This is a genomic window from Sulfitobacter sediminilitoris (assembly GCF_010667575.1).
Lineage (GTDB): Bacteria > Pseudomonadota > Alphaproteobacteria > Rhodobacterales > Rhodobacteraceae > Sulfitobacter > Sulfitobacter sediminilitoris.
Genome location: NZ_JAABNT010000026.1, coordinates 17211 through 31604, shown reverse-complemented (window position 1 = coordinate 31604; position 14394 = coordinate 17211). Strand labels below are relative to the sequence as shown.

Below are 14394 nucleotides of genomic sequence, written 5' to 3'. Positions count from 1 at the left end.
GGTCACGTCAACTGCTCCTTCGGTCTTGGTGTCGCGGTAAAGCGTGCCCATCAGGGCCAATGCGCCACCGATGATGACGGCGATGACAAGCGCGACGATGGACAGCTCCAGCGTGGCGGGCAGGCGGCCCAGAACCAGTTGTGACACGGGCTGACGCAGGGAAATCGACGTGCCGAAATCGCCCTGCATCACGCCACCCAGCCAGATCACGAACTGTTGGAAGATGGATTTGTCGAACCCGTATTGGGCCTCAAGCCGGGCGATATCGGCATCGGTGGCCCCCGGTGGCAGCATCATCGCGATCGGATTGCCCGGCACCACGCGGATCACGACAAAAACGATGACAGCCACGCCAAAAAGCGTCACCGCGGTGGTCAGCAGCCGGATGAGGATGTTGCGCAGAAGTGTCATGAAGGTCCGCTCAAAAGGACGGGGCCACCTTGCAGCAGCCCCGCCAGTCAGGAAGAATTCCTTAGGCCGGTGTCATCAGATGCGGCAGCAGCGCGCCGGAACGGTGCGGTGTCACCTTGACCCGTGCATCATGCAAGATGGGCTGGACGTATTGCAGCAGCGGGATGACTTCCGCGTTCTCGGCAATCCGGCGGTCCACTTCTTTCCAGCCAGCGATGCGTTTTTCTTCATCCGCTTCACCCCAAAGTGGCAGGATGGCGTTGAACGTGTCCTCACCGTCCCAGACAGAGTGGGGCGAAGGCCCGAACATGGCAAAGCCGGTCGATGTTGTCGGATCACCGACCGAGTTGCCCCAGTTATAGAAGGCGGCTGGCGCAAGCTGGTCCGCCGCGCGCAGCTCAAAGTGCTTGGCGATCTCATATACTTCGATCTCGGCCTCGATCCCGACACGGCGCCACAGGCCCACGATGGCCTGCACCATTTCGTAATCCTTGGGCTTGAAACCCTTGGTGGTCTGGATCTTGAATTTAACAGGATTATCAGGACCATAGCCCGATTCAGCCAGCAATGCTTTTGCTTTCTCGGGGTCGTAGGGCACTTTGATGCTGTCATCAAAGGCGATGTAGTCGGGGGTTTGCAGCGTGTCGATCGGCACACCGTAACCCGACAGCAGCCGATCCACGATCAATTGCTTGTCGATGGCATGTGCCGCCGCCTTGCGCACGTTGGGGTCGGTCATCACCTCGATGTCATTCAAAAAGATCATCCCGATGTCCGAAATCGGCGAGGCCGTACCCTCAATCCCGTCCTTGGCTTGCAGGCGGTCAAACTCTTCGTAAGGCACTTCAAGCGTGACGTGGCTGTTGCCCGATTCCACTTCGGCCACGCGAGAGGCGGCATCGGTGACGAACTTGATCGTGACCGCCTTGAACGCGGGCGCGCCGCCCCAGTAATTCTCGTTCGCTTTCAGGCGCACAAAGGCGTTGCGCTCGAATTTCTCGACCATGTAGGGACCGGAGCCGATTGGCGCTGCCTCAAATCCTTCGGCACCGACTTCTTCGTAGTACTTCTTGGGCATTACATAGCCGGTCAGGAACGACATCCATTTAAAGAACGTGGGCTCGTATTCTGGCATGTCCGCCGTCACGCGGTTGCCGTCTGCCTTGATGTTGTTGATCTTGCCCCAGATGAACTGGATCGGGCTGCCGGTGTCGGGGTTTGCCACGCGGGCCAGCGACCATGCCACGTCTTCGGCGGTCAGCGGATCGCCATTGTGCCAGGTGACACCCTCACGCACATCCATCCAGATCGACTTGTTATCATCAGACCAGCCGTAGTCCGTGATGATGCCGGAGCCAAAGCTGAGGTCGGGGTTCTGGGGGATATAGAGGTCAAAGACCGACTGATAAAAACCCTGAATGGTGGGGTTCACGGCGGACAGGCCGACCGTGGGATCCCAGCTGGGCAGGTTCACGTTGTAGGCGATGACCAGTTCGTCGATTTCCTGCGCAAAGCTGGGCAGGCCGACGGCGGTGAATGCTGCTGCCGCAGCAGTGGTCTTGAGAAGGCTTCTTCTGGATAGTTTCATGTGATTTCTCCCTGTTTAGTCTCTTTTATTTTCAGTTTCCGACCAGTTTCTTTGCCAGCAGGGTGCCGGGCCCCGCGCCTGTCCCACCACCGGGCCATACAGCGGCGCCGGTGTGATACAGGTTCTTGATGGGCGTTGTCCCATCGGCATACCCGCGAACGGGGCGGTTCATGAAATGCTGGTGCAAATGGTGGCTGCCGCAGACCTGATCGCCGCCGATCAGGTTGGGGTTGTCGGCCTCAAGCATGGCGGGCGTCACGATGTGCTGACCAAGGATGTGTTTGCGGGTGCCGGGCGCGTAGCGTTCGAGGATATCGAGCGCGCGGTTGGCAAAGGGTTCAGCGGCCTCTGCCCAATCGGTCGCCGTGATCTCGCCCGCCGCATCGCCCTTGATCTGGCCGGGGGCCATGCGGACCTGCAGCCAGAGAACGTGCTTGCCCGCAGGGGCGCGGGACGGGTCCACCACGGTGGGCTGACCGCAGACGATCACTGGCTCATCCGGCAACATGCCGCCCTTGGCCTGCGCATAGGTGCGTGCCATCTGATCGAGCGACGGCGCCATATGCACATAGGCAAATCGTTTTAGTTCAGGCGCCGACCAATTCGGCAGCGCGTCCATCGCAAGGTGGATCATCATCGTGCCGGGGGCGTACTGGAATTTCTCCAGCGCGGTGTCATAGCGGCTGTTATTGGTGCCGCCCGTGAGTTTGCCAAGTGCCGCAGGCGAGACGTTGGCGATCACGGCCTTTTCCGCCTCGACCACCGTCCCGTCTTCAAGGATGATCCCAAAGGCACGGCCAGCGGCCTGTTTGATCCCGGTCACGGTCTGGTTGCAATGCACCGCACCGCCACGGGATTCTATCATCCGGACCATTGCCTTGGTCATCGTGGCGGCACCGCCCTGACCCAGCACCATGCCAAATGCCTGTCCGGCCATCGCTTCAAGGTAGGGAAAGACAGCGCCGCCCGCCACATCGGGCGCGAAGTCAAGGTGCATGCCCCAGGCCGCGAGGGTTGCCTTGACGTGATCGCTCTCGAACGTCTGATCCAGCCACGCGCGGGGCGACATCATCATGAAGCGCGCAAGGTCAAGCGCGCTGCCGCCCCCTTCCTTGCGCCACATTCTCCAGCCTAAAGATGAAATTGCACGTAAATTCATCGCCGCATCAAGGACGCCGAGAATAGGCTCTACATCACGCGGGAAATCCTTGGTCAGCTTGGTCCAGGTGGCGGCATCCGCCTCGGAAAAACCGCGCACCCGTGCGGTGGTCAGGGTGGCATCATTGGAAATGCCCAGCCACCGGCCATCCGGGAACACGCTTGCAAAGGGATTGGCGGTTGGCGCAAAGGCCAGCCCGTGCTTGGAAAGCTCTGCTGCATGCTGACTATGAAACGCAGAACCCGCGAACAGCGACAGGTTCATCGCCGCCCAGTCGTGGCGGAATCCCGGTACTGTATATTCGCCGGTTTTCACCGCGCCGCCGGGTTCTGACGCCTGTTCATAGATCGCGACTTTCCAGCCGCGCGCAGCCAAATGACATGCGCAGGCCAGCGAATTGTGGCCCGCCCCAATGATCACGGCATCTGGATTGTTTGTCATACTGTCGCACATCTCCCCGTCACAAAGATAATTGCAAACGCATGTAATTATGTCTAGCATTGAATCATCAATACAACCGCGGGGTGAACCTGCGACACTCAGGGAGATGAATAAATGAGCGCAGCGGATGTTGTCAGCAATCTGGGGGCCATGCTGGCCTCTGGTGGTGTGGAAGTCGTGGATTGTTCGGGGGTGCTGGGGCCGGATACGCCGATCCTGCAATTGCCACCGGATTTCGCCAAGAACACGCCCAAGGTCGAGATTCACAAGATCTCGGAATATGACAACGACGGTCCGTTCTTTGCGTGGAACTGGATGGTTCTGGGCGAACATTCCGGCACCCACTTTGACGCGCCGCATCACTGGATCACCGGCAAGGACTATCCTGACGGTTATACCGACAAGCTGGATGTTCAGCGGCTGGTTGCGCCGGTCAACGTGATCGACTGCTCAAAAGAGAGCGCCGAGAACGAGGATTTCCTGCTGACCGCCGATGGTGTGAAGGCATGGGAAAAAGAGCATGGTGAAATTGGTGAGGGCGAATGGGTCGTCATGCGCACCGATTGGGACAGCCGCGTGGATGACGAGGCCAAGTTCCTGAATGCGGATGAAACCGGGCCACATTCCCCCGGACCGACACCGGATTGTATCGAATACCTGCTGAGCAAGAAAATCGTTGGCTGGGGCACGCAGTGCATCGGCACCGACGCGGGCCAGGCAGGGGGTATGGAGCCGCCCTATCCGGCGCACAACCTGCTGCACCGCGACAACTGTTTTGGCCTTGCATCGCTTGCCAATCTCGACAAGCTGCCAGCCAAGGGCGCGATCCTGATCGCCGCGCCGCTTAAAATCAAGAACGGCACAGGCTCGCCCATCCGGGCATTGGCGTTGGTCCCCAAGGGCTAGGCCGTGGCCACTTTCGATCATCTAATCATCGGGTCGGGCATCAATGCGTTGGTGGCTGCCGCGATGCTGTCGCGGAAGGGCGACAGCGTTCTGGTGATCGAACGAGAGGACCGCGTGGGCGGCTGCATGTATACCTCGGACGAGGTGACGCTGCCCGGCTATCATCACGATGTGATGGCGGCGACCTTTGTGTTGTTCATGACCGGACCCGCGCAAGAGGCGCTGGGGGACGATCTGGCGAAACACGGTTTTGAGTATTGTCACACCGCCCATCCCACGGCGGCACTGCGCCCTGATGGCACTGCGCTGGTGCTGGCGATGGACCGTGCGGCAAACGTCGCCGCGTTCAATGCCCGTGCTGCCGGGGACGGGGACCAGCACGCGGCCGATGTGGGCGGTATTGAACAGGATGCCGAGTTCCTTTTTGCGCTGCTGGGGCAACCGCTGTGGTCACGCCAGACGCTGACCTTGATGGCCAAGCAAGCGTGGAAAAAGGGTCTTGGCCCGCTCAAGACATGGTTCGGCGAAGCGATGGAGCCTGCGCGGGGATGGTTGGAGACACGCTATTCCAGCCCTGATGTCCAGGCGATCTGGGCCCCTTGGGTCTTGCATGTGGGCCTGACGCCAGAGGCGACCTACGGCGGTCAGATGGCGCGGGTCATTGCCTTTGCGTTGGAAGCCGCAGGCGCGCCGATTGTGAAGGGCGGGGCAGGGCAGGCGGCTCAGGCGTTTCGATCCCTGATCGAGGCGAATGGCGGGGTTGTCCGCACCGGTGTCGAAGCCAAGAGCATCATGGTCGACGGCGGCAAGGTGCACGGCGTGATCACCACCGATGATGAGCAGATCTATGCGCGCAATGTCATCGCCAGCACCGCGCCGGGACAGCTTTATGATGGGTTGCTGGCCGATCAGCCGTGCCCGGAGACGCGCAAGAAATTCCGCCATGGGCGAGGAAACTTTCAACTGCATTATGCCTTGGACGGACCCATTGAATGGAACGCGGACGGATTGGACGACGTGGCGCTGATCCATCTGACAGACGGCATCGATGCGGTTTCCAAGTCCTGCAACGAGGCAGAGCGCGGGATGCTGCCCGAAACGCCGACGATCTGCGTAGGCCAGCCGCATCGGCTGGACCCAAGCCGGTGCCCGGAGGGTAAGGCGATCCTTTGGTTGCAGATCCCTGATGCGCCCCCGGTGATCAAGGGCGACGCGGCAGGCAAGATCGATACCGTGCCGGAATGGACGCCAGCGATGCGCGAGGCCTATGCCGACCGGATCGAAGGCATCCTGTCAAAGCACATCCGCAACTGGGGCAAGATCAAGCTCAAGCGCCGCGCCTATTCACCTGCCGATCTGGAGGCGATGAACGTCAACCTTGTGGGCGGTGATCCTTATGGCGGTGCCTGCACGTTGGATCAGGTCTTTGTCTGGCGTCCTTATGCGGCGCAGACCAACAACGGCACGCCGGTCAAGAACCTATATCACATCGGTGCATCCACCCATCCGGGGCCGGGCCTTGGCGGTGGGTCGGGACTGAACGTAGCGAAGGGGCTGGGCGCATGAACAAGCCTGAGAACATGAAGACAGAACCCCTGCGTCTGGGGGAAATGGGGCTGGATAACTTTGCCCCTTACCTGATGAACCGGATCATGGGGCGCTATAACGCGGCGCTGCAGACCGAGATGGCAGAGCAGGGGCTGACGACGCCGCAGATGCGGTCGCTTGCCGTGCTCAGCGTGATTGATGGCATCCTGATCCGCGAACTGGCGGTTTATGCGGTGGTCCAGCAATCCACACTCAGCCGTGCGTTGGACACGCTGGACCAGAACGGCCTGATCCGGCGCGAGACCGACGGACAGGACAGTCGCGCCACCCGCGTTTTTATCACCGATGCCGGGCGGGAGGCCTATGAACGGCTTTGGCCGCACATGGCGGGGGCCTATGAGGCGATGTTCAAGGGCATCGACGAGGGCGAGAAACGTGCCTTTGTCGGGACGCTGCAAACCATTCTGCGCAACATTCGCAAGCACGACTTCTAGAGGGAGGCAAAATGGCTGAACGGTCATTCAAGGCGGAAGTGGAGCACCTTCGCAAGGGCGATGGTGACGTGTTTAACGGCGAGGGGATTCTGGCGATCACAAAGGCGCTGCTGGAAAATGGTGTGGGCTATGTAGGCGGCTATCAGGGCGCGCCGATTTCGCATCTGATGGATGTGCTGGCGGACGCAGAAGAGTTGATGGCCGAACTTGGGGTGCGGTTTGAGGCAAACGCATCAGAAGCCGCTGCGGCGGCGATGCTGGCGGCGTCGGTACATTATCCAATCCGGGGTGCGGTGACGTTCAAGGGGCCTGTCGGCGTGAACGTGGCGTCGGACGCGCTTGCGAACCTCTGTTCGTCCGGTGTGAACGGCGGCGCGCTGATCATCGTGGGCGAGGATTATGGCGAAGGCTCCTCGATCATGCAGGAACGCAGCCACGGTTTTGCGATGAAATCGCAGTTCTGGATGCTGGACCCGCGCCCGAACCTGCCGTCGATCACCAAGGCGGTGAAGGACGGGTTCGAGTTGAGCGAGGCCAGCAATACGCCGGTGATGCTGATGGTACGCATCCGGTCGTGCCATGTGACGGGCAGTTTCGCGACCAAGGACAACGTGCCGCCACCCCTGACGGTCAAGCAGGCGATTGCCAACCCGCAGTCTGATTTCAAGCGGGTTGTGCTGCCGCCGATGAGCTATCTTCACGAACAGGACAAGATCACGCACCGGTGGCCGGCTGCAGAAAAGTTCATCGTTGAGAATGGATTGAACGAGGTCTTTGGCCCTGAAAAGGCCAAGCTGGGGATCGTGGTGCAGGGCGGCATGTACAACGGCCTGATCCGCGCCCTGCAGCGGCTGGGTCTGGCGGATGTTTTCGGCAATACCGAAGTGCCGATCTATTGTCTGAACGTGACCTATCCCATTGTCCAAAGTGAATTCGACGCGTTCTGCGAGGGCAAGGATCATGTGATGATCGTGGAAGAAGGCCAGCCTGAGCATATTGAGCAGATGCTGGGTAACTTCCTTTATAAGGCAGGCCGCAAGCTGAAGCTTTATGGCAAGGATGTGCTGCCCATGGCGGGCGAATACACCGGGCAGGTGATGCTGGACGGGGTAACGGCGTTCCTGAAGAAAGCCGCGCCCGACATGCTGCCGGGGCAGGTGAGGGCCCCCAATCAGGAAGAACCGGCCATACCGGATCTGTCCAAAACCGTGCCGATGAGGCCACCCGGTTTCTGTACCGGTTGCCCTGAACGCCCCATCTTTGCCGGGATGAAGCTGGTGGAGCAGGAGCTGGGCAAGCACCAGATCACCGGGGACATCGGCTGTCATCTTTTCGGCTCGCTGCCGCCCTTCGAGATCGGCGGGGCGACCATGGGCTATGGCCTTGGCCCGGCGGCGAACGCAGCGTTTGACGGCGGCGGTGAACGGCGGGCGATTTCCATGCTGGGGGATGGCGGGTTCTGGCACAACGGGCTGAGCTCCTCCATCGGCAACATGGTGTTCAACAAGTCCGACAATGTGGTCGTCATCGTGGACAACTATTATTCCGCTGCGACGGGGGGGCAGGATATCCTGTCGTCTCGGGCAAAGAATGACACTAAGGCCACGAACAACCCGATCGAGAAGGCGCTGAAGGGCGTCGGCGTGGAATGGGTGCGCACCATCGACCGGACCTATGACGTGGGCAAGGTGCGCGACACGGTGCGCGAGGCACTGACGACTGACTTCAAGGGGCCGAAGGTCATTGTGGCCTCCTCGGAATGTATGCTGAACAAGCAACGGCGGGAGAAGCCCCTGCGCAACAAGGCGATCAAGGACGGCCGCCGCGTGGACGTGCCGCGTTTTGGCGTGGACGAGAACATCTGCACCGGGGATCACGCCTGTATCCGGCTGTCGGGCTGCCCGTCGCTCTCGCTCAAAAAACTGGACGACCCGCTGCGCGACGATCCGATTGCCAGTATCGACCAGACCTGCGTGGGCTGCGGCAATTGCGGCGAGGTGGCGGATGCCGCCGTGCTGTGTCCGTCGTTCTACCGGGCGGACGTGGTGCATAACCCCGGCGGGTTTGAAAGCTGGCGCGCGCGGATGCGGCAGCGGATCATCGGTTGGCTGCAAAAGCGGCGCGACGGCAAACGTCTGCGTTTGAGCGGGACCGCGCCTGCAGCCCCGAGCGGCGCGAAAGCTGCACCGCAGCCGCCCATGGGGGCGCTCACATGAACATGCCCTTGAAACACAAGACGCCCGACGCGGCTGTCGGCCAGATCATTAAGCTGGCGGTCTTGGCCGTGGGCGGGCAGGGCGGTGGCGTGCTGACCAACTGGATCGAGAGCCTTGCGCGGTCGCAGGGTTACGCCTGTCAGGCCACCAGCGTTGCCGGTGTCGCACAGCGCACAGGGGCCACGATCTATTATATCGAAATGACACCGGCCACGGATCAGCAGCCAGTTTTCGCGCTGGCCCCTGCGGGCGGCGACGTTGACGTGCTGATCGCCGCCGAGATGATGGAAGTCGGTCGCGCCGTGATGCGCGGTTTCGTGACGCCGGACCGCACGGTCCTGATCGGCTCGACTCATCGCGCGCTGGCGGTGTCCGAAAAGACGGTGCCCGGCGACGGGATCGCCAACGCCGAAGAAGTCCGCGCTGCGGCTGAGGTCGCATCGCAGCAGTTGATCCTGGCCGACATGGACCGGCTGGCGGTTGAACAGGGATCGGTTGTTTCCTCCAGTCTGTTTGGCGCACTGGCGGGGTCAGGTGCCTTGCCATTCGCGCGAGAGGCCTTCGAAGACGCCATCCGGGCCAGCGGAAAAGGGGTTGAGGCGTCACTCAGGGCATTTGCCGCCGGGTTTGACGCCGCGCAAAACGGAGAGCCTGAGGCGGCATCGGAAGAAGAGCAGGCGCCGCTGAAGCTGGTCGGTCCGGCCAGAGAGATGAAGAAATGGCAGGCGCTGGTTGACCGCACACAGGCCTTGCCCGGACCGGTGCAGTGGATGGCGCAGGCCGGGTTGATGAAGGTCGTGGATTTCCAGGACTGCGCCTATGGTGCCTCCTATCTGGACCGCCTTGACGATGTGATTGCGCGGGACTCGGACGACAAAGTTTGGGAGCTCAGCACCACGGCGGCCAAGTATATCGCCAACGCAATGGCCTATGATGACATCATCCGCGTGGCGGACCTCAAAACCCGCCGCTCCCGCTTTGCCCGGATCCACGACGAGATGGGCGCAAAGGACAGCAACCTTGTTGAGCTGACAGAGTTCTTTCATCCCCGCGCCGAGGAAGTGGCCAGCATGATGCCCGCCAGAATGGGCGCGAAATGGGAGGCGTCGCCGGCGCGCATGGCGCTGCTTGACCGCTGGTTCAACAAGGGCAGGCGGCTTCGAACCCATACCTTGCGGTCCTTCCTCATGCTGCACTTTCTGGGAGGGCTGAAAGGCTATCGCCTGAAGACCCGCCGGCATGAGGTTGAGGTGGCCCATCTGGACGCATGGCTGCACGACAGTCTTGCGGTGCTGGAACAGGATTACGTGCTGGCGGTGGAGTTGCTGAAGAACCGCCGCCTGATCAAAGGGTATTCCGACACCCATGCGCGGGGGCTGACGAAATTCGGTACGGTGATGGCCGCGGCGGAGATGCTGAAAGGACGCGATGATGCCGCAGACTGGATGCACCGACTGCGTGAAGCGGCGCTGCAAGACCCGGAGGGCAAGGCGCTTGAGGGTGCCATTCACACCGTGCGGAGTTTTGTTTGACCAATTTGGCTGCGCTGCTGCGGTGCCACAAGGCTCGACGGGCGGGGCAGGCTGTGGCATTTCAATATGATGAATGCTGACTATGCCTTTTTACCCTTTGGCGGCACGCTGACGTGACCGCCGCTGCTCTGATTGTCGCTGCCGGACGTGGCACGCGGTTTGGCTCTGAAGTGCCCAAGCAATATGTGCCGATCGCGGGCATTTGCGCTTTCCGCCGCTCCGTCGAAAAGTTTCTGAGCGGTGGCGATCTGGGGTTGGTGCAGGCGGTCATCCATCCCGACGATGCAAAGATGTACGCGGATGCAATGGCAGGGCTGGACGATCCGCGCCTCTTGGCCCCCGTCACAGGCGGTGCGACCCGCGCACAGTCGGTGTTGCAGGGGTTAGAGGCGCTGTCCGGGCACGCGCCCGATTGCGTTCTGATCCATGACGCGGCCCGGCCCTTTGTCAGCAGGCGGATCATCCGGAATGTGCTGGACATGTTGCAGACTACCGAAGCGGCCTTTGCCGCGCTGCCCGTTGTCGATGCCCTGTGGCGTGTCGAGGAGGGCGCGGCCGTCGCACCCGTCCCACGTGACGGATTGTGGCGTGCGCAGACCCCGCAGGGGTTTCATTTTCAAACCTTGCTGAAAGCCCATCGCGGGTATCAGGGCGACGCTGCCGATGACGTTGAAATTGCCCGTGCGGCGGGGATGACGGCACGGGTGGTTGAAGGCGCGTCCGAGAATTTCAAAATCACCACACCGCAAGATCTGCGCCGCGCGGAGCAGTTGGTTTCTGTCCTTTGACGCCGCAGCTGAAGTCGGCGGCATGGTTGTATAAGGGGCGCGCTCCCTTTGGCTCTGCTAACTCTGGTAAGGTCGATTATGTAATTATTTCCCATGGTTCTTACGATGCTGCGCCAGCTCGTCAAATTCCTGTGGAATACATTTTCATCGTTTTTTAGAAACTTGAGAAATCACAACGTCGCTCATCTCTGCTTCTATAAACTTGGCGTAGCCTGAGGCTGACGTGACACAATTGGATACAAGCGGTGTGGCGGACGCAGAATCGAAGAACCTCCCAGAATTTTCGCGGCGCGGGTCAGGCGGGGAAACCGCTGTCTGCCACGCCGCGAGCCTGAGAGGATGAACGGACTGTGTTTGGCAAAATCGGTGTTGGGAAGCCCAGATTTCGCCAAACTAAAGCGTCACATAAAACATGTGCGTTTGTCTGAGATGGGCTAGGTTGCCATCTCTTTTGCCCACTTTTGCAGGTCCTTCAGGACATCTGTGGTCACGCGGCGGGCATAGTTCATGTTGTCCTGCGCCACGCCGTAGATGTGTACACCAACAATCTTCTCGCTGTCTGACAGATACAGGCCAGTCCCACTGGCCCCAGGTCGCGAACTGATGGCATACCCAAGCAGTCTTTCATGTACCTCGGAAATGATTCCGTTCGCAGTGAACATCTCTGTCGCGTCGGTATCATCCCATCCGTAAAGACCATTGAGTTCCGCATTTTCATCATCGACGTACTCCTCCCAAAGGGGGCGCGGCATACTTGCCTTGTCTACGGGCTCGGAAAGACGGACAAGAGCATAGTCCCAGTCAGCCGCCTCCTTGAGTAAAGACAGCCCAATTGCTGAATTCCGGGCCTCGCGCGAAATTGCGCTATCTGGATAGCTGGACGGGAAGCGCCATTCGTCCGCCTTGATCAGCGGCGCAACCATTACCTCTCGGCCATTCATCCGGGGCTGAAACGTGACTTCCGTGACCTCGCCACCATCCCCCTGGTCATAGAGGTTATGCGCACAGGTCAGAACATAGCGCGCACTTTTGTCGTTCTTCTGCAGCCTGACAACGGTGCCCGTCCCGATGTAATATCCACCGTTGGGAAATTTCATTCGCAGGAGACCGACACTATTGAAAGGGGCCTCATCTACCGATTTGACACGCTTTGGAATACTGCCGGGCACGGGTACAAATACTGACCCATAACCGGACTTCGGCAATCGCTTGACCGACTCTTTTTTTGCCAGTGCACGCTTGGCCACAATTGTGCGGTTCTTCCGCTCGAGGATCGCATTCATCTCCTTTGCGGACAGTTCATCAATCTTGGCCTGAATATCCACCAGCTTTTTCGAATAGAACTCAAGCTGACCGTCAAGCTGGGTAACCGCTTCAAACGTGGTAAGCGGATCATCAATGATGTTCGCAAGAACCTTGATCTTGTTTCTATACGCGGCCTTAAGATCTTCATAGGCAAGAAGGTCGTTATACTTGGAAATGTCGCCGGCCTGCTTGTTCGAAAAGTAGACTTTGAAAACATAGTAATATTGGGAGATCACCTGATTGGAAAAGAATCCGCTGTTCTCATATGACGCAGTCTTGATCGACATGAACATTGTCATGCCCGGCGCGACCAGGTCGATCGAGTATTTTTCGTGGGTCTCAGCTTTGGAGCTAGTGGAAAAGACCTGAAGGATGCCCTGAATGGCTTCAAAGGCTTTGCCCAAGACATATAGTCTCAGATCAGCCATCTGCGCGATGGCAGGCCCGACCGTGCTTTCGTTTTCAACTTTTATGCCCTTTGGCGGCTCGCCACTGCCAAAAATTGCGCCCTCAACAGCCGACAGGATCTTTCCGACATTATCGAGGGACCATTCATTCGAGTTCAGCGTATCGACAGAAATTCCTTCGATGAATGGCTTGTAGTCGTCCCAACCGCCCTTTGCGAAATACTTTGTGACATCTTCTTCAATCTTTCCCTCAGTTATCGCAAGGTCTGCGGCTATCTCCTTTGTTTTTTGTTCGTACCAAGCACGAAACTCAGGTTCGTTGTTTTTTTCGCGATCAATTGCACTGGTCGAGCCCATTTTGTAACTCCAAAATAAATTTTTAAAAATTGCGTGCGCATAAAAAATTGCGCATTGATAGAATAAGTCTTCAAGTATGATTAGCTTGCTTTGGATCAATTCGATTATCAATGATTCTCTTAATACGGGAACTTTTTCAGAGGCATCCCATTATTATTGAACCAAAGTTTTCTCTCTTCCATCGAAGGTTGTATTCTCTGGTCCTGATCCGCTCCCAATTCGCCCAACACCTCACCACGCCGAAACCTCACCCAGAACCTCCACCCAAAATCTTCGGAACCATCGGCTCGCTCACGCATTCATAAACAAGAATATGAATGAAGGAGCATCCCATGGCACTCTCCCGGACCAGCCCCTCGGTCGGACCCCAATCCCCCGATGTTACCGGTTTCTACGACAGGCCGACCGGCAGCATCCAATACCTTGTGTCCGATCCTCAAACCCGCAAGGCGGCGATTATCGATGCGGTCATGGGCTTTGACCCCGCCAGCACGGCGGCGGACAGCAGCGGCGTGGAACACATCCTGCGCTACGCTGAGACAGAGCGGCTGGAGATTGAATGGATTCTCGACACCCACCCCCACGCTGACCACCTGATGGCCTCGCACTGGCTGAAACAACGGCTGGGCAAGCCAAACGCCATCGGCGCCAAGGTCAAAGAAATCGCCGCGCTTTGGCGCGGGCTTTACAACATGCCGGACGCCTTCGACCCCGAGGCTGACTTTAACCATCTGCTCGAGGACGGAGATACCTTCCAGATCGGCACGCTGCCCGTCCGGGTGATGCTGTCGCCAGGCCATACGCTGGGTTCCATCACCTACGTGGTGGGCGGTGATGCTGCCTTTGTGCACGACACGTTCATGCAGCCCGACGCTTGCACGTCGCGCGCCGATTTCCCCGGCGGTTCAGCTGATATGTTGTACGACTCGTTGCAGGATATCCTAGCCCTGCCCGACCCCACGCGCCTCTTTGTCGGGCATGATTACGGCACCGCCGACCGGGGCATCCCAACCTGGGAATCCACCGTGCAGGAACAGCGCCGCCACAACGTCCACATCGGTGGCGGCGTGCCCAGAAACGCTTACATCGAGAAACGCACCGCGCGCGACAAGACCCTGAACGAACCCGACCGGATGCTGCACGTTCTTCAGATGAACCTGCGCGCAGGACAACTGCCTCAGGCCGAAGACGACGGCGAACGCTATCTGAAAATCCCGCTCAACAAGTTCTGAAGGGGCGGGG

10 protein-coding genes and 1 pseudogene are annotated in these 14394 nt (G+C 59.4%); 7 read left to right on the top strand and 4 right to left on the bottom strand.

Annotated elements, in window-relative coordinates; translation table 11 throughout:
* From GV827_RS21285 to GV827_RS21275, 3 genes and pseudogenes are all read right to left on the bottom strand, one after another.
* Window positions 1-411: pseudogene (locus GV827_RS21285) on the bottom strand (ABC transporter permease); the annotation flags it as partial.
* Window positions 412-472: 61 nt separating this feature from the next.
* Window positions 473-1999 carry an ABC transporter substrate-binding protein gene (locus GV827_RS21280; protein WP_164355992.1) on the bottom strand — a complete coding sequence of 509 codons (1527 nt, stop codon included), beginning with the start codon at window positions 1997-1999 and terminating at the stop codon, window positions 473-475.
* Window positions 2000-2030: 31 nt separating this feature from the next.
* Window positions 2031-3599 carry a phytoene desaturase family protein gene (locus GV827_RS21275; RefSeq protein WP_164355990.1) on the bottom strand — a complete coding sequence of 523 codons (1569 nt, stop codon included), beginning with the start codon at window positions 3597-3599 and terminating at the stop codon, window positions 2031-2033.
* Window positions 3600-3713: 114 nt separating this feature from the next.
* On the opposite strand from GV827_RS21275, the gene GV827_RS21270 reads away from it, so the two are divergent.
* The 6 genes from GV827_RS21270 (at window position 3714) to ispD (ending at window position 11083) form a co-directional block, all read left to right on the top strand.
* Window positions 3714-4505, top strand: a complete 792-nt coding sequence (locus GV827_RS21270; RefSeq protein ID WP_164355988.1) for a cyclase family protein — start codon at window positions 3714-3716, stop codon at window positions 4503-4505.
* 3 nt (window positions 4506-4508) lie between these two features.
* Window positions 4509-6071 carry a phytoene desaturase family protein gene (locus tag GV827_RS21265; protein ID WP_164355986.1) on the top strand — a complete coding sequence of 521 codons (1563 nt, stop codon included), beginning with the start codon at window positions 4509-4511 and terminating at the stop codon, window positions 6069-6071.
* On the top strand, window positions 6068-6547 hold the full coding sequence (locus GV827_RS21260) for a MarR family winged helix-turn-helix transcriptional regulator (protein WP_164355967.1): 480 nt from the start codon (window positions 6068-6070) through the stop codon (window positions 6545-6547). The genes GV827_RS21265 and GV827_RS21260 overlap by 4 nt, the downstream gene beginning before the upstream one ends.
* An 11-nt stretch (window positions 6548-6558) precedes the next feature.
* Complete coding sequence (locus GV827_RS21255) at window positions 6559-8763, top strand: thiamine pyrophosphate-dependent enzyme (protein WP_164355965.1); 2205 nt, start codon at window positions 6559-6561, stop codon at window positions 8761-8763.
* Window positions 8760-10295, top strand: coding sequence for an indolepyruvate oxidoreductase subunit beta family protein (locus tag GV827_RS21250; RefSeq protein ID WP_164355963.1), 1536 nt, complete (start codon window positions 8760-8762; stop codon window positions 10293-10295). The genes GV827_RS21255 and GV827_RS21250 overlap by 4 nt, the downstream gene beginning before the upstream one ends.
* A gap of 113 nt (window positions 10296-10408) precedes the next feature.
* The gene (ispD, locus tag GV827_RS21245) at window positions 10409-11083 is read left to right on the top strand and encodes a 2-C-methyl-D-erythritol 4-phosphate cytidylyltransferase (RefSeq protein ID WP_164355961.1); all 675 of its coding nucleotides are present in this window, start codon (window positions 10409-10411) and stop codon (window positions 11081-11083) included.
* Between the two features lie 434 nt (window positions 11084-11517).
* On the opposite strand, the gene GV827_RS21240 is transcribed toward ispD, so the two are convergent.
* Complete coding sequence (locus tag GV827_RS21240; protein WP_204326023.1) at window positions 11518-13251, bottom strand: trypsin-like serine peptidase; 1734 nt, start codon at window positions 13249-13251, stop codon at window positions 11518-11520.
* Window positions 13252-13484: 233 nt separating this feature from the next.
* Here GV827_RS21240 and GV827_RS21235 point away from each other — a divergent pair, with 233 nt between their 5' ends.
* Window positions 13485-14384, top strand: coding sequence for an MBL fold metallo-hydrolase (locus GV827_RS21235; protein ID WP_164355958.1), 900 nt, complete (start codon window positions 13485-13487; stop codon window positions 14382-14384).
* Window positions 14385-14394 lie beyond the last annotated feature (10 nt).

What these genes read in the sequence shown, in the direction of transcription:
- GV827_RS21280 (WP_164355992.1), bottom strand. Translation starts at nt 1,999, where the DNA reads ATGAAACTATCCAGAAGAAGCCTTCTCAAGACCACTGCTGCGGCAGCA.
- GV827_RS21275 (WP_164355990.1), bottom strand. Translation starts at nt 3,599, where the DNA reads ATGACAAACAATCCAGATGCCGTGATCATTGGGGCGGGCCACAATTCG.
- GV827_RS21270 (WP_164355988.1), top strand. Translation starts at nt 3,714, where the DNA reads ATGAGCGCAGCGGATGTTGTCAGCAATCTGGGGGCCATGCTGGCCTCT.
- GV827_RS21260 (WP_164355967.1), top strand. Translation starts at nt 6,068, where the DNA reads ATGAACAAGCCTGAGAACATGAAGACAGAACCCCTGCGTCTGGGGGAA.
- GV827_RS21255 (WP_164355965.1), top strand. Translation starts at nt 6,559, where the DNA reads ATGGCTGAACGGTCATTCAAGGCGGAAGTGGAGCACCTTCGCAAGGGC.
- GV827_RS21250 (WP_164355963.1), top strand. Translation starts at nt 8,760, where the DNA reads ATGAACATGCCCTTGAAACACAAGACGCCCGACGCGGCTGTCGGCCAG.
- GV827_RS21235 (WP_164355958.1), top strand. Translation starts at nt 13,485, where the DNA reads ATGGCACTCTCCCGGACCAGCCCCTCGGTCGGACCCCAATCCCCCGAT.